This window comes from Microcystis wesenbergii FACHB-1317 (assembly GCF_014696875.1).
Taxonomy (GTDB): Bacteria; Cyanobacteriota; Cyanobacteriia; order Cyanobacteriales; family Microcystaceae; genus Microcystis; species Microcystis wesenbergii_A.
The window spans coordinates 1-21,209 of the sequence record NZ_JACJQV010000134.1; the positions used below are offsets into that span (position 1 = coordinate 1).

At 41.7% G+C, this 21,209-nt stretch carries 24 protein-coding genes, 2 tRNA genes and 2 pseudogenes; 15 read left to right on the forward strand and 13 right to left on the reverse strand.

The features are described from left to right. The 4 genes from H6F92_RS11575 to H6F92_RS11590 all read right to left on the reverse strand — a co-directional run. The coding region (locus H6F92_RS11575; RefSeq protein ID WP_190357953.1) for a transposase family protein at positions 1–137 on the reverse strand (137 nt) is incomplete at its 3' end. 232 nt (positions 138–369) lie between these two features. Beyond that, positions 370–999: a pilus assembly FimT family protein gene (locus tag H6F92_RS11580; protein WP_190357954.1), complete on the reverse strand. Its 630-nt coding sequence runs from the start codon at positions 997–999 to the stop codon at positions 370–372. Further along, positions 977–1,519: a type 4 pilin gene (locus tag H6F92_RS11585; RefSeq protein WP_190357974.1), complete on the reverse strand. Its 543-nt coding sequence runs from the start codon at positions 1,517–1,519 to the stop codon at positions 977–979. The genes H6F92_RS11580 and H6F92_RS11585 overlap by 23 nt, the downstream gene beginning before the upstream one ends. A 308-nt stretch (positions 1,520–1,827) precedes the next feature. Next, on the reverse strand, positions 1,828–2,721 hold the full coding sequence (locus H6F92_RS11590; RefSeq protein ID WP_190357955.1) for a DMT family transporter: 894 nt from the start codon (positions 2,719–2,721) through the stop codon (positions 1,828–1,830). Between the two features lie 267 nt (positions 2,722–2,988). Here H6F92_RS11590 and H6F92_RS11595 point away from each other — a divergent pair, with 267 nt between their 5' ends. The 5 genes from H6F92_RS11595 to H6F92_RS25960 all read left to right on the forward strand — a co-directional run bounded on the left by H6F92_RS11595 (position 2,989) and on the right by H6F92_RS25960 (position 5,599). Further along, the gene (locus H6F92_RS11595) at positions 2,989–3,345 is read left to right on the forward strand and encodes a DUF1823 family protein (protein WP_190357956.1); all 357 of its coding nucleotides are present in this window, start codon (positions 2,989–2,991) and stop codon (positions 3,343–3,345) included. Between the two features lie 31 nt (positions 3,346–3,376). After that, on the forward strand, positions 3,377–4,507 hold the full coding sequence (locus tag H6F92_RS11600; protein ID WP_190357957.1) for a CO2 hydration protein: 1,131 nt from the start codon (positions 3,377–3,379) through the stop codon (positions 4,505–4,507). A 54-nt stretch (positions 4,508–4,561) separates the two neighbouring features. Further along, the gene (locus H6F92_RS11605; RefSeq protein WP_190357958.1) at positions 4,562–5,125 is read left to right on the forward strand and encodes a GUN4 domain-containing protein; all 564 of its coding nucleotides are present in this window, start codon (positions 4,562–4,564) and stop codon (positions 5,123–5,125) included. 3 nt (positions 5,126–5,128) lie between these two features. Next, positions 5,129–5,317, forward strand: coding sequence for a nitrate/nitrite transporter NrtS (gene nrtS, locus H6F92_RS11610; protein ID WP_190357959.1), 189 nt, complete (start codon positions 5,129–5,131; stop codon positions 5,315–5,317). Positions 5,318–5,530: 213 nt separating this feature from the next. Then, positions 5,531–5,599, forward strand: coding sequence for a hypothetical protein (locus tag H6F92_RS25960; RefSeq protein WP_242030103.1), 69 nt, complete (start codon positions 5,531–5,533; stop codon positions 5,597–5,599). Positions 5,600–5,893: 294 nt separating this feature from the next. On the opposite strand, the gene H6F92_RS11620 is transcribed toward H6F92_RS25960, so the two are convergent. From H6F92_RS11620 to petE, 3 genes are all read right to left on the reverse strand, one after another. Next, a tRNA-Met gene (locus tag H6F92_RS11620) sits at positions 5,894–5,967 on the reverse strand. Between the two features lie 83 nt (positions 5,968–6,050). Continuing rightward, on the reverse strand, positions 6,051–7,778 hold the full coding sequence (locus H6F92_RS11625; protein ID WP_190357960.1) for a succinate dehydrogenase/fumarate reductase flavoprotein subunit: 1,728 nt from the start codon (positions 7,776–7,778) through the stop codon (positions 6,051–6,053). A 456-nt stretch (positions 7,779–8,234) separates the two neighbouring features. Beyond that, positions 8,235–8,612 carry a plastocyanin gene (gene petE, locus H6F92_RS11630; RefSeq protein WP_149978181.1) on the reverse strand — a complete coding sequence of 126 codons (378 nt, stop codon included), beginning with the start codon at positions 8,610–8,612 and terminating at the stop codon, positions 8,235–8,237. A 192-nt stretch (positions 8,613–8,804) separates the two neighbouring features. On the opposite strand from petE, the gene petJ reads away from it, so the two are divergent. The 5 genes from petJ to H6F92_RS11655 all read left to right on the forward strand — a co-directional run bounded on the left by petJ (position 8,805) and on the right by H6F92_RS11655 (position 13,418). After that, complete coding sequence (gene petJ / locus H6F92_RS11635) at positions 8,805–9,125, forward strand: cytochrome c6 PetJ (protein ID WP_002794566.1); 321 nt, start codon at positions 8,805–8,807, stop codon at positions 9,123–9,125. Between the two features lie 116 nt (positions 9,126–9,241). Beyond that, positions 9,242–10,921: a DUF3352 domain-containing protein gene (locus H6F92_RS11640; protein ID WP_190357961.1), complete on the forward strand. Its 1,680-nt coding sequence runs from the start codon at positions 9,242–9,244 to the stop codon at positions 10,919–10,921. A gap of 422 nt (positions 10,922–11,343) precedes the next feature. Continuing rightward, entirely contained in the window at positions 11,344–11,613 is a 270-nt protein-coding gene (locus H6F92_RS11645; protein WP_002796343.1) for a hypothetical protein, read from the forward strand. Continuing rightward, entirely contained in the window at positions 11,610–11,753 is a 144-nt protein-coding gene (locus tag H6F92_RS11650) for a putative toxin-antitoxin system toxin component, PIN family (RefSeq protein WP_072926101.1), read from the forward strand. The genes H6F92_RS11645 and H6F92_RS11650 overlap by 4 nt, the downstream gene beginning before the upstream one ends. 351 nt (positions 11,754–12,104) lie before the next feature. Further along, positions 12,105–13,418 (forward strand): tetratricopeptide repeat protein, encoded by a 1,314-nt coding sequence (locus tag H6F92_RS11655; RefSeq protein WP_190357962.1) that lies wholly within the window; start codon positions 12,105–12,107, stop codon positions 13,416–13,418. 263 nt (positions 13,419–13,681) lie between these two features. Here H6F92_RS11655 and H6F92_RS11660 read toward each other — a convergent pair whose 3' ends face one another. Continuing rightward, entirely contained in the window at positions 13,682–13,822 is a 141-nt protein-coding gene (locus H6F92_RS11660; RefSeq protein ID WP_190357963.1) for a hypothetical protein, read from the reverse strand. 205 nt (positions 13,823–14,027) lie between these two features. Between H6F92_RS11660 and H6F92_RS11665 the strand changes: the two genes are divergently transcribed. After that, positions 14,028–14,321, forward strand: coding sequence for a nucleotidyltransferase family protein (locus H6F92_RS11665; RefSeq protein WP_190357964.1), 294 nt, complete (start codon positions 14,028–14,030; stop codon positions 14,319–14,321). After that, positions 14,318–14,659 carry a HepT-like ribonuclease domain-containing protein gene (locus tag H6F92_RS11670; protein WP_190357965.1) on the forward strand — a complete coding sequence of 114 codons (342 nt, stop codon included), beginning with the start codon at positions 14,318–14,320 and terminating at the stop codon, positions 14,657–14,659. Before H6F92_RS11665 ends, H6F92_RS11670 begins: the two co-directional genes overlap by 4 nt. A gap of 217 nt (positions 14,660–14,876) precedes the next feature. On the opposite strand, the gene H6F92_RS11675 is transcribed toward H6F92_RS11670, so the two are convergent. The 3 genes and pseudogenes from H6F92_RS11675 to H6F92_RS11685 all read right to left on the reverse strand — a co-directional run. After that, positions 14,877–15,464 (reverse strand): Uma2 family endonuclease, encoded by a 588-nt coding sequence (locus H6F92_RS11675; protein WP_190357966.1) that lies wholly within the window; start codon positions 15,462–15,464, stop codon positions 14,877–14,879. Between the two features lie 405 nt (positions 15,465–15,869). After that, on the reverse strand, positions 15,870–16,661 hold the full coding sequence (locus H6F92_RS11680; protein WP_190357967.1) for an FkbM family methyltransferase: 792 nt from the start codon (positions 16,659–16,661) through the stop codon (positions 15,870–15,872). 88 nt (positions 16,662–16,749) lie between these two features. Beyond that, positions 16,750–16,964 (reverse strand): annotated as a pseudogene (locus H6F92_RS11685) (hypothetical protein); the annotation flags it as partial. 320 nt (positions 16,965–17,284) lie between these two features. Between H6F92_RS11685 and H6F92_RS11690 the strand changes: the two are divergent. Further along, a pseudogene (locus H6F92_RS11690) lies at positions 17,285–17,698 on the forward strand (hypothetical protein); the annotation flags it as partial. A 241-nt stretch (positions 17,699–17,939) separates the two neighbouring features. Continuing rightward, entirely contained in the window at positions 17,940–18,056 is a 117-nt protein-coding gene (gene petG, locus H6F92_RS11695) for a cytochrome b6-f complex subunit V (RefSeq protein WP_002738052.1), read from the forward strand. A gap of 170 nt (positions 18,057–18,226) precedes the next feature. On the opposite strand, the gene H6F92_RS11700 is transcribed toward petG, so the two are convergent. Beyond that, positions 18,227–18,778, reverse strand: a complete 552-nt coding sequence (locus H6F92_RS11700) for a 1,2-dihydroxy-3-keto-5-methylthiopentene dioxygenase (RefSeq protein WP_002801528.1) — start codon at positions 18,776–18,778, stop codon at positions 18,227–18,229. A gap of 131 nt (positions 18,779–18,909) precedes the next feature. Here H6F92_RS11700 and H6F92_RS11705 point away from each other — a divergent pair. Beyond that, positions 18,910–18,982: transfer RNA gene (locus H6F92_RS11705), tRNA-Ala, on the forward strand. Between the two features lie 41 nt (positions 18,983–19,023). Here the strand turns inward: H6F92_RS11705 and H6F92_RS11710 are convergent. After that, positions 19,024–21,204, reverse strand: a complete 2,181-nt coding sequence (locus tag H6F92_RS11710) for a hypothetical protein (RefSeq protein ID WP_190357968.1) — start codon at positions 21,202–21,204, stop codon at positions 19,024–19,026. Positions 21,205–21,209 lie beyond the last annotated feature (5 nt).

The window sequence follows — 21,209 nt, forward strand, 5'->3', positions numbered from 1 at the left end:
CCTAGCTCTCTATAACCTGAGTATCCTAGCATTGTTCCCAGTATTATTACTACTAATACTATCCATAAAGGGTGTCTTTTTCCTTGATCTTTCCGAAAGTCCTTGACTTGTTTCAGTTTTTCTATTAAGCTCAACATATATTTGAAAAGTTGCCGGTCACTTATCATTTTACCTGACAGTGATCGCTTTTACTTTTGATATTCTGATGGGAGAATGAAACAGCCCTACCCCAACGTCGGGGGGGTGGGCTAATCTAAGAATAAGGGTTTTAAATGCGTCTTAGCTTAACTGATAACTCACACCTGATAACTCACATTTGGTAACGGATAACTGATAACTCACACCTGATAACTGATAACTGATAACTGATTAGGGTTGAGTTCCATCGAGACGGATTTGACAATTACTGGCATCGAGGTCAGTTAGAGAATCGCCGTCATAAGTGCCTTGTTTAACCATTCCTAGCAGAGAAGCGATAACTATACACTTTCTTTCTTGGTTGGGATAGGGCGCGGCGGTGGCATTGGCAGCGGGATATAATACGATGATGGCTTGATCTTCTGGCGCCTCAAAATTTAATCCCGGCACATGACCCCGAAAGGAAAACTGTACCCCCGGAATGTCACCATCAGGGGGAACATCTGGAAAATTATCCACCACCATAAATACTTCCTGCGGCAGATTTAGGGAACCCGCATTAGTATTAGTCGCCACTAAACAACCTGCTTCACTGGCGGTTATCTGCCGGTAAACCGTGGGATTAGTGCCAGTCCCGTTAGTAAAATTAATCGTGCAAATTCTCCCTAGACGGACAGCTTGTCTTTGGGCATCCTCTAGGGCTGATTGTATAGAATCGGTGGCTTCTTGGACTTTATTGCTATTTAACCAAGCTAATAAATTAGGCAGGGTTAAGGCGGCAAGCACTCCCGTAATTGCCAAAGCTACCAAAATTTCTAACAGGGTAAAACCCTGATTTTTATGGACATTCAAACGACGCATCGGGAATCACCTCAACAGAACTTTTAGCAAGAAATTTTCCTTCTTGTTCGCTTCTTTCGTCTTTTTCTTGAGTTTGATAGTCATTAGCGATTTCATTATCAGCTAACTTCACCTTATACTCTATACGAAGGCGATGGGGATTAGCCGATTGGTTATCAATATTAAAAGTCCGATAGAGAGAATAGTTTTTACCGACAATTGTTCTGGTCGCTACTAATTGGGGGTCCGTCGGTATAGGGGTGGGGAGGGGAGTAGCCGTTAGTTGTCTTCTTAAAGCTGTGGCATAACCCTGATTGATATTTGTACACACATCCGCACTAACATTAGGGTTGGCAGGCACGGATTTGACATCTAAAGCCGAAGCTAAATATTTGACATCCTCAAAATCTTCTTGAATCCAAAAGTTAGCTTGAGCTTGTCTTTCTGACCGAACTTTATATAAGGCATCCACTGCCATTAACTGTAGGGTTCCCGTTAAGAAAGCAGTAATAGTTAAAATGGCAATTATTACTTCTAACAGGGAGAAACCTGACTCAGACGATGACAGTTTTAACGGTATCCCCTTTCCTTTTGATTTCACTTCCTAATCCTCCCAAGTTTTTCCTCAAAACTACTGGCTTTTTTTAGTCCTCAACTAGAGAGTACCCAGATGATGGGATATTTCTAACTCTAGTCAGGGAATTAATTCCCCGCAACCCCTATTGCTCAAGTGAGTCAGATTGTCTAAACTCTCATCCATTTAGCATTGTACACTAATCTATTCTTTGTCTGTGATCACAATCGGCGATCGAGATTACATTTAACCAGTAATTTAGATACAGTAACAGCTTATGCGCCTAAAATAGCAATGCCTACGCCAATTAACAGAATTAATCCGCCATAAATGACTTCTTGGGGGGGTATTTCACCAAAAATGAACACTCCTAACAGACTAGCGGCAATTGGCTCTAATAAAATTACCATGGTTACTATTGTCGGTGCTACCCATCGCAAAGCCCAGTTAAAGCTAGTATGACCGATTAATTGCGGAAAAATCGCCATCATTAACACATAAACATACACGGACAAAGGATAGCTTTCGTAACCTTGACCGAAGAAGAAAATATTGGGTAATAAAGCTAATCCTGCGGTAGTGTAGGCTACAGTTATATAATTCTTAATATTTAAGCCCTTTCTTTGTGCTTCCCGTCCGAGGAGAATATAACCACTGACGAGAATTGCCCCAATTAAAGCCAAGCTATTGCCCAATAAAGGGTTAGGATAAGAACTACTGACATCTCGATCGGCTAAAACAATCAATAATCCCCCCGTTAGAGCCACAAAAATGCCGATAAAAGTTAATTTTGTCGGTTTTTCTCGAAACCACCACCAACCCAACAGAGAAACCCAGAGGGGATTAGTGGTGACTAAAGTGGTGGAAGCGGCGATCGAGGTGTAGGATAGAGAAGTAATCCAAGTAGCAAAATGGAGAGCTAAACAAAATCCTGCCCCCACTGCGTAATAATAGGCTTGAATAGGGACTTTTTGGCGTGATAAGGTCAACCAGTTCGGAATTAGGACAACAGAAGCCAAGATCAGACGGGAAGTCGCTAAAAATAAACTAAATGCGATCGTAGCATTACCTACCGCTTCGATCGCTAACCGGATAAAAATTGCCGATGCAGAAACCGACACCACACCGATAGTTAAGATAAAAATAATTTTGGCGTTGGAAGGGGGCAAAATAGGCTACGCTTACGGGATGATCAATGATGTTATTTACCAGTTATTTTAACCGTTAACCTTGTCAGTGATCAGTAATCAGTAATCAGTTTTTTGCTCCCATCTCCCATCTCTTCATCACCCCATCATACTAAATCCGGTTATTAAAAAATGATTATTTCTTCCCCATTTTGCCTATTGCCCATTGCCTGTCCTCCTAAGTAGCCTATGCTCAAAGAATTTAGTATCACCCCACACCCCACCTCCCATCTGCTATTGACTTGATCTATGGAACTACCAGAATTAAATATAGAGACAATTTGGGCGATTATTAACGATGAAATTGACGACGAAACCGTTAATAAATTAGTCTGGCAAAGTTTAGGTTATCGCTACGATGAAAGTCAAGGAAAATGGGATAATAGTCAAGTAGAGGAAGATTGGCGCCGTGAATATCCCGAACCCCCAGATTTTATTGCCAATCGTCCCCCAACAGTAAAATTAACTCGATCGATCTTGCCAGAAAATAAACAATTATTAAAAGATAAATTGGGGTTTACCGGTTATAAAATTGGCGAATTCAATCCCCGCATGACTCGCCGTGCCACCGCCGCTAATTGGTTGTGCTTTTATGGGTTAAAATAGATCAGGAAAGTTATTTTATCAAGCTTCTAGCATGGTTACTATCCCTGTCAAGTCCTCCTCTCATCCCCTAGCATCCTATATTGAGCGTCTCACTGCTGGGGAAGCATTGTTAAAAGATACTCCCCAGAATTTGATCGAGGTAGTGGGTATCCTGAAAAGTTACGGAGTGGTGTTAGATGCTTATTCCAAAAATTTAATTTATATTGCGGAAAATCAGTTTTTGGTCTTTTTCCCTTTCTTTAAATATTTTAATGGTCAAGTATCTTGGCAAAAATTACTACAACACTGGTGGCATGATCGCATTAATTTTGAGTATGCTGAATACTGTATGAAAGCCATGTTTTGGCATGGTGGGGGTGGTTTAGATAGTTATGTAGATAGTGCCGCTTTTCGGGAAGTGACAGCCAAAGTTATTCAAGCCAAATTTAGGAATAATCCCCTAGTTTTAAGTTTAAATAAAGTCTTTCCTGAATTTTTGCCAGAACAAATGCGGATGATGGCCTACTATAGCGGTTTAGGTCAATTTTGGCGAATTATGGCCGATACTTTTTTAAGTTTATCCGATCTCTACGATGCCAGAAAAATTACCAATATTCCCGAAGTGGTGGCACACATTAAGAAAAATTTAGTTGATAATGCTAGTAAACCAATTGTCTATCAAGTAAAAATCAAAGGACAAACCTATGATATTATCCCTAAATCGGCAGGATTAACCTTTCTTGCAGATACAGCAATCCCCTACGTTGAGGCGGTTTTCTTTCGCGGAACACCTTTCCCCGGTACAATTTCCTATAATGCCCAAGCCTATCAAATTCCCTACGATCAGGGAATGTTTGCCTATGGTGCTTTGTATGCAGATCCTTTACCCATCGGAGGTGCAGGGATTCCTCCCACACTATTAATGCAGGATATGCGTCACTTTTTACCAGATTATCTGCACGACATTTATAAAAAGAGTTTTCGTCAAGAGGAAGATTTATTAGTCCAGATCTGCGAAACTTTTCAAAAGTCGATGTTTTGTGTGACAACGGCAGCCATTCAAGGATTAGCACCCTATCCTTTAACTACCACAGATTTAAAAGAACAAAAAGCCAATCGCATCTATCTAGAAGCATGGATGAACCGCTTTGTCAAGTCGCGATTAGAAGCGGTAAATCAATAATTATTCTGCCGATAAATCGGTAATTTTTGCAGTAAACAAACCCCCTTTACATTTATGTCAGATATTAACGCCCAACTTCAGGATATTTTAGCTCAATTGCAATCTTTAACCGAACGGGTTGCCCTCATCGAAGCGCGGCAGATGTTAGTACCAGACATCGAGCGCTATGGTAAATTACAGCAATTCCTAGCTGAGGGGAACTTTAGGGAAGCAGACGCAGAAACTCTGCGAGTTATCCTCGAAGCTGCCGGCAGAACCCGCGATACTTTAACCCCAGAGGATATGATGCGGTTTCCCGTTAATGTGATTCGGGTACTCGATCGCCTTTGGAAAAATTATAGCGGCGATCATTTCGGTTTTAGCAATCAGGTGAAGTTATATTTTGCCGCCGGAGGTGATATTAACACCCTGCGTACCCAAGACGCAGAAACGATTAGAAAATTTGGGGAATTGGTGGGATGGCGCGACAAAGATGAATGGCGTATTGATGATTATGATCACTGGGATTTTAGTCTAGCAGCTCCTCAAGGCTGTTTTCCCGCTCTCTGGTGGAAGTCTCCCTACGGGTTAAAAATGGTGACTTTTTGTTTTACTCGCCTGATAGAGTGCGATTTATAGGTAATGAAAGGGATTATCGGCTATTTTCGGGCTTTATTATCCCCCCAATTTGCCCCCACTGGGATAAAAGTGGCTGTAGTGGTGGGGACAATTTTATTGACGATTAACCACGGTTATGCTATAATCTACCGCCGTATGACAGGCGATCGCTGGCTGGCGACATTAGTGACTTATCTAGGGCTTGCTGAATAAATCTAAAAACCTTGTTGGATAAGGCTTTTAGACTTTTTTTTCCTCAAAAAGTGCCGACCTTTGGAGGGATCGGGGTAAAATTCAGGTACTTTTTCCCTGAAAATTAGGTAACTGACTACCTCAAAATCGGTAAAACCCTACACCCCACACCCCACACCCCACACCCTGCCCCCACCAACAAACTTTTTCAGCAGACCCTATCTAGTTCCCTATCTGGTCAATGTTCATGGGCAGTATAGCAGTTATCACCGTCAACAGTGGCCGAAAAAATCGGCGAAATAAGGCTCTTGGTTACTCTTTATGGTGAATTAGCAGACAAAATGCCAAGATAATATCCTTCTATAGCAAAGAGCGGGGTGGTTAGGACAATCAATCGCTGAAACCCTTGACCGATAAGAGTTTGAAAATTGAAAGCGTCCTAACTAACTCGTTCTATGCCATAAACCCAAAATTACTCTAGCATTCTTTGAATTTCTTACGCTAAAGGTTTCTAGCCAAATTTCTGGTCATAGCAGCAGTAAAAACTAGCCCAGAATAAAAAGCTAGGCTTCTAGTATTAGGACTATTTCAGGTTAATGGCGGGAAGCGGATTTGAACCACTGACCTTCGGGTTATGAGCCCGACGAGCTACCAGACTGCTCTATCCCGCGTTGCTTTATTTAGTATAGAACTAAATTTCGGTAAATGCCAAGGAGTTTGTAATATTCCTTTACATTTACCGTCCGACCAGAGGTTAATACTTACGTTCCACGGGGGTGAAATCCTGAATCACTACGGGCATATAGTCGATATCGATGCCGGAGGGGGAATAATAGGCGAGGGTATGCTGAAGGAAATTTTGGTCATCCCGTTGGGGAAAATCCTCGCGGGAGTGGGCCCCTCGGCTTTCTTGACGATTGAGGGCAGAGGTGAGGATAATTTCCCCCACCACCATGAGACTTTGTAATTCCCAGGCCTCGATTAGTTCCGTATTCCAGCAATCCCCCCTATCATCCAGGTAAATCTGCTCGTATTTGCGCTTTAATTCGCCGATTTGTTTAATTCCCTCGCGCATGGTCGCTTCGGTGCGAAAAACGCCGCAATGTTGGGTCATACAGTCTTGGAATTCCTGACGTAGTTGACCGATGCGAATCGTGCCTTTTTTGGTCAATAAAGCGGTGATTTCCTCTTTGGCATCCTGAAGGTAAATATCGGGATTAAAGACGGGAAAAGCGCGTTTTTCGACGTATTTAGCGATCGATTTGCCGGTTCTTCTCCCATAGACCACACATTCTAACAGGGAATTACTGCCCAAACGATTGGCCCCGTGAACGGAGACACAGGAACATTCCCCGGCGGAGAAAAAGCCTTCGCTGAGGGTATCGGCACTTAAGCGAACGCGACCATCGGTATTAACGGGAATGCCGCCCATACAATAGTGAACTGTCGGACGTACAGGCATCGGTTCCTCTACCGCATCGACACCGACGAGACGGTGGGCCTCCTCCCAACAGAAGGGAATGCGACTCATAATTTTTTCCCGGCCTAAATGGCGTAAATCCAGATAGACAAAGGGACCCCCGGCGCTACCGTCCAGATTTACCCCCCGGCCGGCGCGAATTTCTAGGGTAATGGCCCGGGAAGTGATGTCCCGGGGGGCTAATTCCATGCGCGAGGGGGCGTAGTCTTCCATAAAACGACGACCTTCGCTATTGATTAAATAAGCCCCTTCACCCCGGACTGCTTCCGAGATTAAAACACCGACGGGATAGAGTCCCGTGGGGTGAAATTGGACAAATTCCATGTCTTCTAGGGGAATACCCGCTTTTGCCGATAAAGCTAAACCGTCTCCCGTACAGGCGAAATCGTTGGAGGTGGTGTTATAAACGCGACCATAGCCCCCCGTACCGAACATAATTGCTTTTGCCCGGAGGATTTCTAACTGTCCGGTGGCGATTTGGTACATAACCACGCCTTTGGCCGTACCTTCTTCGAGGATAAGACGCAAAACATACCATTCATCGTAGATTTTTACCTGATTACGGTGTAAATTGCTGACTAATTCGTGCAGCATGGCGTGACCGGTTTTATCGGCGGCGTAACAGGCACGGTTATGGCTGTGACCGCCAAAGGCTCTTTGGGCAATGCGTCCATCTTCGAGACGGGAGAATAACACGCCTAGATGTTCCAATTCGATGATAACTTCGGGGGCTTCTCGGGTGAGGATATCCACCGCATCCTGGTCAGCCAGAAAATCGGAACCTTTGACAGTATCGTAGGCGTGGGCCTTGGGATTATCTTTGGGGTCAACGTTTTGCAGGGCGGCGGCGATACCTCCCTGGGCAGCGACGGAGTGGGAACGAATTGGGTGGGTTTTGGCAACGACAGCAACATCGATAGTCGGGTTGAGGCGTTTGATTTCTAAGGCGGCGCGGCATCCTGCTAACCCACCACCCACTATAACGACATCGTGTTCTTTCATGGCTGATTTTTCTAGGGGCTTCTGTTTCTATGGTGGGGTGAGAATTGCTCGGAAGTCAGTTTTGTAACCGAGACTTTATATTTCAGGAGACAGCCCTTTCAGTTATCAGTTATCAGTTATCAGTTATCAGATGCGAGTTTTCAGTTCACTGATTACTGTTTACTGATTACTGAACTTGGTATGGTTCGCTCGGGGGGCATAAATCGACTAAATCCTTATCTGGCAAAAAACTTAATTGATGAGTTCGTTCTAGTTCAAAAACAATTGACAAAAATCGCCAAATGTCTTTCTCTATAAGAGTTTCATTCCTTATAACCCTGTCCGTTGCATAAGACAAACTGAAGAACCTCACTGATTACTGATTACTGTTTACTGATAACTGAAAAGTCTTCATAATTCCCAAAAAAACAACCCGCGGCAGTTAACCGCGAGTTATTTTTGGTTAAAATCGGACAATTACTGAACGGTAATCGTTCCGACCATGCCGGCGCCGCGATGGGGTTCGCAGTAGTAGGTGTAAGTACCCGGTTCGCTGAAAGTGCTTTCAAAGGACTCCCCGGCGGAAAAAGCCAGACCTTTATGGGATAATTTAGCAGCCTGGGCTTCGGGAACCTTGGTGCTATCGAAAACTATGTTATGGGGAGAAAGTTTGTTATTGACCCATTTCACCGTATCTCCTGCTTTAATAGTGAGGGCGGGGGGATCAAATTGTAGTGTACCTGCATCACCGCCCATCTTCACCGTGAAGGTTTCGGCGGAAGCCGCGGCAGTGTTGAAGAAGAAGCTAGAGAGGACTAGAGCCACGGTAGCGAACAATAAACCTAATTTTTTCATGCTTGTTAATCCTTTACACGAGGGAAGATGACAAGTTTGACAGCCTGTCTTTTGACAAAAAAGTAAAAGTTTGCTTTTAACTGTCCCATGAATTAATTCTACACCAAGTTTGACAGCTTGTCTTTTGACAAGAAAACCGGTTTTTTCTGACGATGGTTGGGGAATTTCTTAAGAAATAGAGGAGAACCAATCGTGAAAAGACTATTAATTTCCCTGTGCTTGCTCTTGGCTGTGGTTACATTCGGTATGGCTCGTCCCGCTTTAGCTGATGGGGCTTCGATTTTCAGTGCTAACTGCGCTTCCTGCCACATGGGCGGTAAAAACGTGGTTAATGCCGCTAAAACCCTGAAAAAAGAAGATTTAGCTAAATACGGCAAAGATTCCGTTGAAGCTATCGTTACCCAAGTTACCAAAGGTATGGGGGCGATGCCCGCTTTCGGTGGTCGTCTCAGCGCTGAAGATATCGAAGCTGTAGCTAACTATGTCCTCGCTCAAGCGGAAAAAGGCTGGTAAAAATTAGTTATCGGTGGCGAGTTATCGGTTGTCAGTCTGGTAAGAATTGTAGCGATCGAAATTCTTGGGTCAATTGCTGGCTTAAAATAGCTAATGGTTCATCTCGGGACAAGGTTGTGAAATTGCGATCGTTTTTCTATATTTTAGGTGCGACGGTAATCATTCTCCTAGGAGTCGCTACAGCCAGTTTTGCTTGGATTCTCGCCGATAGTCCTCTGTCTTTGCTCAAAGGTGGGGTGCTGCGGGAACCGGCGGCGGCGATTTTTGTGCCGAAACAGGCCCCGGTTATGGTATCCTTGCTGGTCAATCCCGAACGTTTAGAGTCTTTTGGTCAATTAATCGCTACACCGGCTAATCGACGACGTTCCCACCAAGAAATTAAGGATTTAGAAAAAAGTCTGCTCGGTAAAACGGGGTTAAATTATCAAAAGGAAATCAAACCCTGGTTAGGGGAGGAAATTACTCTCGCTGTTACTTCCCTAGATTTCGATCGCGATACCGATAATGGTATCCAACCGGGTTATCTTTTGGCAATTCAAAGTAAAGATGGTGAACGCGCTAAGGAATTTCTGCAAGCTTCCTACTCAAAACAGGCGGTTTCGGGCAAATTTGACCTTGTTTTTGAACTCTACAAGGGAGTTAACCTGATTTATCAACGTCCCTTGACCGCGGGAGATAATAATCGTTTTCTCGCTAGTGCCGTGGTGGGTGATACGGTGCTTTTTGCCAATAATATCAAGGTTTTGCGCGAGGCACTTAATAACGTGCAAGTACCGGATTTAAACCTAAAAAATAGCCCCGATTACCGAGAAGCCCTCAAAAATATCACCGAACCGCGTATAGCTATCGTTTACGGCAATTTACCCCCGTTATCGGCTTGGATTGCGAATCAACCCGTCCCGGAGAGTCCCGAAGCAAAACAACGATTAGCCACGGCTTTTACCCTCAAATCCGGGGGAATAGTCGCCCAAACCGCCTTAATTGGGGTTTTAGGACAGGATGACCAAGCACCAATTTTATCTAGTCCCGTGGGAGCATTATCTTTTATCGGCGAAAATAGCCTTTTAGTCGCCGCTAGTCGCGATTTAAATCGTTTTTGGACTCAGGTAGAGGAGGGGTTAGAAGCAGATAGTCCCCTACAGGAATTAATAACACAGGTCTTAAACCGCTTCCAGTCGCCTTTAGGTTTAAATTTGCCTGAAGACGTTTTTAGCTGGGTTAGAGGCGAATATAGCCTCGCTCTCGTACCTAGTTCAAAGGGGATGGAACCCGATAGTGTTTTTCTAGGGGAACGGGTGATGGGGGTAGAGGTGGACAGTGCGATCGAGCATTTGGATGAGTTGGCCCGCAGTCGCGGCTATAATGTGATTAATCTGCCTTTACTCGATCGAACGGTGACAGCTTGGACAAAGTTAACCACGGCGGTCCCAGGAGGAAAAGCGCAACTAGAAACGCTCGTGACGGGAGTGCATACCAGGGTCGATAATTATGAAATTATCGCTAGTTCTGTGGAAGCGATGGGTTTAGCTTTATCTGCACAGAAAAACCCCATTTTAAGTAGTGGTAAGTTTCGACAGGCAATTACTGCTCTACCCGCAGAAAATGATGGTTATTTTTACGTCGATTGGCGACAATTGCAACCGGTAATCGAGGCAAAATTCCCGATCGTGCGGGTGTTAGAATTATCGATTAAGCCTTTATTTAATAATCTGCGTTCTCTTACTATTAGCAGCCAAGGCAGTGAAAATTCTGTGCGTCGGGGGACGATTTTCTTTAATCTGGGGGTGAAGTCTTAATCAGTTATCAGTTATCAGTTATCAGTTATCAGTTATCAGATAGAAGCTTGTAGTTTGGGTTGAGCGATTTAATACTTAGGAGAAAACTGCTCGATTCAATGGTTTGAGGTAAACCCAACATTCTTGACGACATTGGTGTGGTTGGGTTTCCCTCAAGCGTCGCTAATAACCGTTCCGGATCCGTTATCAAGTAGCCAGTGGTATTGATTCTGTGGAAGGACTCTCTTGGGGTAGTATAAATGTAGAGGGAGAAACATTATCTCTCCAGACTCGAATCGCCGAGCGCCATCAATTCCAGGATTAGATTACAAGGTAGCAAGCCCTAGCTTGAAAAATTCGCTAAAAAATATATAATTAACTTGATCAGATTATTTATAAAGTCTGTTTAACAGCTAAAGCTAATAAAGTTGATTTTGAAGCCGATGACCAAAGAGCTACTCATACAAATCAATCGAGAAGGAAACCTCGAACTTCCTCCTGAAGTTCAAACCCGCCTCAACCCAGGAGATAAATACATGATTTCCCTGACGGAAGACTCCATCATTCTCAAAAAAGTTCATCAAGATAAAGTCAATCTAGAGCAATTCTTTGAGCGACTAGAAGCAATGGAACCAGACCCCAATCAACCGACTCTAGCTGAGATTAGCCAGATGATTAAAGAAGCTCGCCAAATTAGACGCGCCAACTCATGAAAGTTGTTCTAGATGTCAATGTTTGGATTTCAGGATTGTTGTGGGGAGGAGTTCCGGGTAAAATCCTTAAATTAGCTAAAAATCAAAGAATTACAATCATTACTCCCCAAGAATTTCTTAGTCGCTACTTTAATGAGTAGAGAAGAGGAGTAAGGTAATTAATTGACGATTTACCCCAAGAGAAAAGATAAGTTTGACCGACAATAATTGCTATGATTACTGTAGGATTTAAAAAAAAGTGATCGCTCTTACTACTTTCTAATTACTTTAGATAGTAGTAGCCTAGTGCTTTTTAGACAAAAAAAGCCTATTCTGCATATTCCCAAAAAAGCAGCCTATGAATTAAGTAGGGGTTGCTGAATAAATCTAAAAACCTTGTTGGATAATATTTTTAGGCTTTTTTAGCCCAAAAACCTTTTTTAGCAGGATTTACACCGATATTCAGCAAACCCTAAGTAGAATTTAAAATCATCCCCAGTGAGGAACTAGCCATGAAATCCTTTGCCCTTCTTACCACCGTCAGCCTAATCAGCCTTTCCACCCTCGCGACTGTTCGCCCCGTCATGGCACTAGAGAGCCGACAACCAGCCGAAACCCAGATCGCTCAAGGGAACAATCAAGACGCGATCGGCCACTATAACCGGGGAGTTGGCTACATCCAACAGAAAAAATACGATCTCGCCCTCGCTGAATTTACCAAAGCGATCAACATTGATCCCCGATACGCCGAGGCTTACCTCAATCGCGGGTTTCTTTACGAACAACAGGAGAAACCCGACCTCGCCCTGTCCGATTACAACAAAGCGCTCAACATTAATCCCCGATTAGCCGAAGCTTACAACAATCGCGGGTTTCTTTACCTCGGACAGGGGAAACCAGACCTCGCCCTGTCCGATTACAATCAGGCGCTCAACATTAATCCCCGATTAGCCCTGGCTTACAGCAATCGCGGGCTTCTTTACCGACAACAGGAGAAACCCGACCTCGCCCTCGCTGAATTCAACAAAGCGCTCAACATTAATCCCCGATTGGCCGAAGCTTACAACGGTCGCGGGCTTCTTTACTACGATCAGGGGAAACCCGACCGCGCCCTGTCCGATTACAATCAGGCGATCAACATTAATCCCCGCTTCGCCGAAGCTTACAACGGTCGCGGGCTTCTTTACTACGATCAGGGGAAACCCGACCGCGCCCTCGCTGAATTCAACAAAGCGATCAACATTAATCCCCGCTTCGCCGAAGCTTACAGCAATCGGGGGCTTCTTTACGGTGAACAGGGGAAACCCGACCTCGCCCTGTCCGATTACAATCAGGCGATCAACATTAATCCCCGCTTCGCCGAAGCTTACAGCAATCGGGGGCTTCTTTACGGTGAACAGGGGAAACCCGACCTCGCCCTGTCCGATTACAATCAGGCGCTCAACATTAATCCCCGATTAGCTCTGGCTTACAGCAATCGCGGGACTCTTTACGACAAACAGGGGAAACCAGACCTCGCCCTGTCCGATTACAATCAGGCGCTCAACATTAATCCCCGATTGGCCGAAGCTTACAACAATCGCGGGAATCTTTACTACGAACAGGGAAAAGCCGACCTCGCCCTGTCCGATTTCAATCAGGCGATCAACATTAATCCCCGATTCGCCGTGGCTTACCACAATCGCGGGGTTCTTTACTACTATCGACTAGAAAGGGAAAAAGCGATCAGAGATTTGCGACAAGCCGCCGAACTGTCCCGCCAGCAAGGAAACGCGGCGTTATATGAAGCGGTTATGGAAGCCCTACGGCTATTAGGCGCGGTCTAGTTCTTTTTCTTGGGTTGAGCGAATCAATAGGTTAAAGAAAACCTCTCAATTCTAAGGGAAAGCGAAACCCAACAGCCAACACCTCAATCCGTCTGAATGAGCGATCGCTTCTCATGGCTTTTTGTGGGGTTTCCTTGGGTCTATAGTTGGGTTTCCTTACGTCAACCCAACCTACAAGAGAGTCCGTCGGTTGGGTTGAGCGAATCAATGGGTTAAAGAAAACCTCTCAATTTTAGGGGGAAGCGAAACCCAACAGCCAACACCTAAATCCGTCTCAATAGGCGATCGCTTCTCATGGCTTTTTGTGGGGTTTCCTTGGGTCTATAGTTGGGTTTCCTTACGTCAAACCAACCGACGATAATTGTTATCAGCCTGTAGGGTGCGTTAGCGTTAGCGTAACGCACCAATCCCAGTTAGAAACCCAACAGCCAACACCTCAATCCGTCTGAATAGGCGATCGCTTCTCATGGCTTTTTGTGGGGTTTCCTTGGGTCTATAGTTGGGTTTCCTTGGGTCAATCCAACCGACGATAATTGTTATCAGTATTTAGTTTTTTCTAGTCTAGTCTGTTAATTGTTCATTAAAAACCTTCGGGATGGATGTTATTTTATGACCCTAAAACAACTCATACAAGACAAACGAGAGGATATCCTAAAAATTGCCACCAAACATGGTGCTTTTAATGTGCGTGTATTTGGTTCCGTTGCTAGAGGTGAGGAAACCGAAAATAGTGATATTGATTTTTTAATTGATTATGATTTAGCTAAAACATCCCCTTGGTTTCCAGGTGGATTATTAGTTGATTTAGAGGATCTCTTAGGGTGTAAAGTGGATGTAGTAACTGAAGAAAGCCTTCATCATCTAATTAAACAGCGAATCTTAAAGGAGGCAATTAAGTTATGAATGAAGATCAAGTTTATCTTGGATATATTTTAGACTGTATTGATAAAATTAAGGAGTATTCCCAAGGAGGAAAACAGGAGTTTTTTGCTAATTCAATGATCAGCGATGCTATCATTAGACGCTTACAAACCTTGGCAGAATCAACTCAACGGCTTTCGGAGGAATTAAAGGCAAATATTCCCGATGTTGACTGGCGTAATATTTCTGGTTTTAGGAATATTTTAGTACATGATTGTTTAGGAGGAATTGACCTTAATACAGTTTGGGATGTGGTAGAGAATTATTTGGATAATTTAAGAGAACAGATTTTAAGGCATCTAGAATCAGTCAATACTTAATCACAGTCTAATTTTGTAGGTTGGGTTGAGCGAATCAATAGGTTAAAGAAAACCTCTCAATTTTAGGGGAAAGGGAAACCCAACAGTCAACAACTAAATCTGTCTGAACGAGCGATCGCTATTTCGGTTCTCTTATTTTTTTATTGGGTTTCCTTCTTGATCTTGAGAATCGCAATATCAACTGATTTTGGTAGATAATTGAGATGGGATTTAATCATTATTCTTCACTTAAATTAAAATCAATTCGTTGATAAATATCCAGCAGTGAAATTTGAAAATCTACAGAATAAAACCTTAAAACATCCTTGTCTGATTCATAAACTTTAAATAACCATTCTCCATTATCTTGTTGATAAAATTGTTCTACATAATAACGATATTGATCAATCAAAATATATTCCTTAAAGTCAGGAATGGAGCGATAAAACTTAAACTTATCAGTGCGGTCATAATCTCTAGTTGATTTTGATAAAACCTCGACAATGATTAACGCATTAGTTACGGTATTTGTGCCTTTTCCTTCATATAATGGTTTGCCTTTAATCACCATGACATCAGGATAAGTATAAAAGCGATATGTCGGCATCCATAACCGGACATCACTCATAAAAGCCCAATAATCTTCATTGTTAATCCCAGTCGGAAAATTTTTACAGAAATTCAAAGCAATCAGATTATGATTAGTAGTTGTTCCTACCATTGGAATAATTTCTCCATCTAGATATTCATTTTTGTATTCTGCTGTTTCTTCTAGCTGACAATATTCTTCGGGTGTATAATACCGTTTTTCGATTTGAACTTGCATACTAACCTCCCTTATCTTGGTTAAATTCCCATTCAATAGCAACTTTAATATTAGCTTATGCTGAACCTTTTGTCACTAAAGGAATCCCCGTTTTACCCCCAACTTGTCAGCCAAATTCTCAAGTAACCTGACTGGGTGGACTTACTTGGGAAACCCCCTGTTTAATCGAATTTAATAATAATTGTACATAGTCATTGACAATATTAGTCCGTAGGTTGGGTTGAGCAAATCAATAGGGTAAAGAAAACCTCTCAATTTTTATTCCCCTCCTCTCATGGCTTTTTGTGGGGTTTCCTTGGGTTAATCCAACCGTACTGAAACTCTTGACCGGGCCGATTGGTGATCGTAATTCTGTCATTTTGAGAGTGGCAATCTGGTTTGATCACTATGAGTAAGGAAGCGCCATTAATGCTCTGATATTCGCAGGCCAATTAAGTCCCCTATCGACATATTGTTACCCTTTTTTCTTACACATAAAAAATCGCCAGCAAATTGAAATATATAATAAATATTTTTTAAAAAGCTGATCGCAGATTCCCTTTCGGCGTTTTGTAAATGTCTATGTTCAAAGAGAATAATTAATGGAGTGTATTTGGTTAAATCCAATTGAGATAATATTTTCCAATCAGCCCCTTCTGTGTCGATATGAAGAAGATATAACTGAGCAATTTTGTATTTTTGAAAAAGCTCATACATCGTCATTCCTTGAATGGTATCTTCAACAATAAAAGGGTGTAATTTTTCAATCTCAACAAAATTTTTCAAGTGTTTTATAATATGTTCTTTATCCAAAGAACCTAACTGATCATACCAAATCGGCAACTCTGGCAAACTTTCGATAGCTTCTTTTTTTACCCAATAAAAAACTTGTTCTGATCCATCATTTATGAAAGCATTTTCAAACCTAAATCTTGGTTTTTTTGGGTAACTCGTTTGAAGCTTATCAAACAAATAAGATACAGGTTCAACGAATAAAACTTCCCATTTTGAATTCCTCTTGATTATTCCAGAAAGAGGATCATTGATTTGACCGTCATTTGACCCTATTTGAACTACTTTAAAATCTACATTTTCCGTTATTTTATCAATCCAATATGTTGTGGATAGTTTTTGTTTAGTCCAAAGTTTCTGATAAAGTAATATTGTCCAATCATTAATAATCGGAATTTTTTTTACTAACTGTTTGAGCGTTTTCACAAAAAGCCTCCCCTTTATAGTCCTATAGTCCGACAAAAATATTCATATTGAATCAGTCTGGCTCTCTTGGACATTGGGTGAAAAATGTTCACAACGTCACCTTATGGTGGCCAATTGAAGTCTGAATTGCATCACTGTCTGATCTACCTTCATAGAATACCTCATTCGGGGTACGATAGTCAAGACATTTTCGAGGACGATTGTTAATTAAGTTGACGGCTCTTTCTACCTCCTCTGGCTTAACGATTTTAAAATTCGTTCCCTTGGAAAAAATTGTCTTAACAGTCCATTAGGGTTGAGTCCGTAGGTTGGGTTGAGCGCATCAATAGGTTAAAGAAAACCTCTCAATTTTAGGTAAGAGCGAAATCCAACATTTCAGTTATCAGTAGGTTGGGTTGAGCGCATCAATAGGTTAAAGAAAACCTCTCAATTTTAGGTAAGAGCGAAATCCAACAACACCTAAATCCGTCTGAATGAGCGATCGCTATTCCCCGCCTCTCATGGCTTTTTGTGGGGTTTCCTTGGGTTAATCCAACCGTACTATAGTTGGGTTTCCTTCCGTCAACTCAACCTACAAGTCCTTTTTGTGGGGTTTCCTTGGGTCAATCCAACCGACAAGGGGGATTATGCTGATCATGAAATTATTTCTGGAAGAGTCTTCGATTACCACCTACGTTTTGGGTAAAGCAATCGTAGGAGCGATCATTGCCGCAAAAACCGTGGCCATTCTCGACGCAGCCATGAAGCTAAAATGGTTAGAAAATCGTCCCCGTTACCTTAGTGTTCTGTATCGAACCTTTGTTTATACCCTAGCAGCACTGATTCTTGGCTCGATCGAGGGTTTTCTGGAAGCTTATCGGGTAACGCGGGTAATTTCGGAGGCAATGGCCAAATTTTGGCAAAGGGAAAGTTTCTCTCAAATCCTTGCGGTTACTCTCTGTCTCGCAGTGGTTTTTTGTCTCCACAATCTCTGGCAGGAAATTGATCGCTATTGGGGTAAAGGCAAATTGAGAAAATTTTTTCTCGATCGCTCCTAAAGTACAGCAGTTATCTTAATAGTGAAGTTTTCCTTTTGGGGAGTTGTTCGTCAGGAAACAGGGATTTAGGGAGATGGAGATTTAGGGAAATTGCAGCTAGATTCCCCACTACCCCAACACCCCACTACCCCAACACCCCAACACCCCACTTAAGAAGTACGTGCGATCGCCCTATCTTTCGCGGGCGACTCCTGCTAGGATAAAATACGGGTGAAAAATTGCTAATCCAAGGAGTACAGACGTGATTGAACCTTTAGTGCTAGGGATTGTCCTAGGCTTAATTCCCATTACCCTAGCGGGTTTGTTCGTTGCCGCCTACTTACAGTACAAACGGGGCAATCAATTCGGCTTAGACTAAATCTATCACGCCAATCCCCCGAATTGAGACAATCTCCCGTCAAGCTAGGCACTAGACGGGAGATTTTTCAATAGGACAAATTTGCCGCTTAACAGATTGTGGCTGCCGGCGTTGCCATCCCTGCAAAACTCATCTGTCTTATGGGGAGAGCGCTCGCCTGAAACCAAAGGCTAGACGGCTGTTAAACTAGGAAAACGAATGACGGTTTCCGTATATTCGGGAACCCATCCGGCGGTACTGGTGAAGTAACGTACTGCTTTAACTCGTTTACTGGCAGTGAGGTGAAACCAGTGTTCGCTATGGGCGGGAACATTGATATATTCTTGAGGTTGAATAGTTAATTCCCCCTGAGAACCATCGGGAAAGACAAAGCCAAAAACCCCCTCCCCATCAATGATATAACGCACCTCATCGTCGGCGTGGGTGTGACAGCGCTCGAATTTTGCCAGTAAAGTGTCGAGATTGGGAATTTCAGGGTGTAAAACGATTAAATCTCTAGCTTGATAACCCGCTTCTTGCTTTAGTTGCTCAAAATAACCGTCTAAGCTGGTTAAAACTATTTCTTTTTCTTCGTCAGTGAGAGAAGCTTGCTTAAGTAGCTGACAAGTGGCTTCGTTTTCGATCGGCCAATAGTTTAAAGTAACATTTAATTTGGCCAATTCCAGACTAATATCGGCTAACTGGGTATAGGTTGTCCCATTCTCTAAGCGTAGTATCGCCATTGGTTATCATCCTCAAGATTACTTTTTCCATTTTAAAGTTTTCCAGAGGCAAGCCGCTCGATTTTTTGCCCCTCGATCCCTTGCCAGTTCCTAGGATTTTCTGCTCAAAAATGCTATTATGGCCTATATATGGGGAATTAGCTCAGTTGGTAGAGCGCTGCGATCGCACCGCAGAGGTCAGGGATTCGAGTTCCCTATTCTCCATTTGCCAGAGATATTAACCGCTTTTTAAGGTTCAAGAAAGATTATGAACCGGCGTCAACTTCCCAAAAAGGTGTTACTTTTATTTCTGGGGAGAATAGCAGAGGATTACTGACAGAAAAGCTAAAAGACTTAACTTGTGGTGGTAATTTTCCTTGAAAAAATGCCATTAATTCCTGATCATTTCTTGGTAGGTGACTAAGGATAACTCCATTAGCTGAATTGTCTTGAACAAAGCGAAAATTGGCTTGAGTTCCATCGAGATAATTAACGTTAATTATCACAGGAGGGATTCTAAAGAGTTGTTTGACTATTTTACCCAACCAAGAATATTCAAATTTAACTTGAACACGAGTAATCCCACTATTACGAGTAGGTAATTCATAGACTTGATCCCAAGTAATATTAGTGGTCTCTCCTAGAGGGGTTGGAATGCAACCACTGACTTTTTGTTTTTCTAGAAGATAAAAGTTGGTTTTGATTGCGGGGACGCGGAAGGGGGAATTTACCGAGTCAAGTTGATAATTACAAACCACATAGGAAAAGGCTTTAGGTTCATCAAAAAAAGGATGTCTGTCATCAATAGATTGAAAGTGATAAATCAGATAATCTCTGGGAGATTGAGATAAGCTTTGATAATTTAGTTCATCCAGTTTTTCTGTATAAGCAGAATAGGATTGAATAATCGGCCTCGGTTTCCAATTAAGCTGATTGCCCGGAATAAGTGAAAATTCCCAGGGAATTATATCAATAGTTTTGCCTTGCACTTTTTCCAGCACAGAATCGGGAAGTTTTAGTCTATTATTTAACTTAACTAAATTTTCGCTCGTAATCCTTTGAACCTCTGCTTGAAATTTATTGTTATCGAGCAATAAAACAACAATATTTATGTTATTGGCTACTTTTGCAGGATTGAGTTTACTAAATTGATAATTTCTAAGAGTTGAAATAGCGATACAAGATAGTAATAAAATTAAGTAAATAATGTATAATTTTGGTTTATTCTTAACTGGATTATTGTCAATTTTGATAAAATATAATGAGATGATTAGCAGGACAATAATACAAAACAGCACTACATGAAAATCCTGACGAACAAATCCGTGCTTAAATCCTAAAAATAGGGGAAATAGCAGGGCAATACTTAGGCTAGTTGAACCACTATTGCACAGACGAAAAAGTAGATTTATTATCACTGCACAACATAATGTTGCTAGGAGAACATTTATATCTCTGATCAAGGATATAAATGCTCTCTTAGAACCTGTAAGACTCATGGTACTGGAATAACCAGAAGAAATTTGCCAAGAATTGAGTATATATTCAGATAAAGAAGGAAAGTTATTTGATGAAAAACTTTGAATTAATAAAGTTGTATAAAACAGATAAAAAACTAGATAAGGTAATAATTTTTTAAAAAATGTTGTCAGCCTTGTTTTACTCAAAATTTTATCAATAACAAAAGCTACTATTCCCGAAATTATAAAATTAACCAATAGTTTTGTTAAAACTGTTATTGATTGCCCAGAATATAAAAAAATACTAGCAACAGAAATAGCGATTAAAGTAAAATTAAACAGGGATTGAATATATTTACTCAAATTCTTTAGTTTTTGTTTTCTATAGGCTAGGTAAAAGCCCGAAAATAAAAAGAGATAAAAAGTACCCGCTATATAAATTCCCAAGGTTAACTTAGTTAAAATAGCCAACCCAGTAAACATACCTACTATAATAGAATTTACGGGTAAATATTTTATAAAAAATTTCTCAAAACTTAAAGCGAGTAAAAATATAGAAAATATTTGATAATCTGTCGTAAATCCTATAGTATTGCCGTAATGAATTCCCAGGACAAATATAAAAATAAAATTAATTAATATCAATATTTTAAGACTATTCGTTTGTAACTTTATTATCCTTAAAATCAATAATCCTAATAGGACAAAATGAACGGCAAATCTGAAAAGTATAATTTGCTTAAAATTGCTATATAAAGCAGCTCCTTGCGTTAAATATCCCAGAGGCCCATAGGTAAAAACTATCTCTTTTCCAAAAACTAACTTTTCCTTGGCTGCTTGACTAATTCCGTAAGACCAAGAAGCATCTAATCCAGGGTTTATTAAGTGTATCGTCGGCAAAAATGCCAAAAACAGGTAAGTCAGAGTTAGACTAATAATTAAATTAAAAACGATTGTTTTTGAAGCAAGTATTTTGGTGATTTGCATAGCCT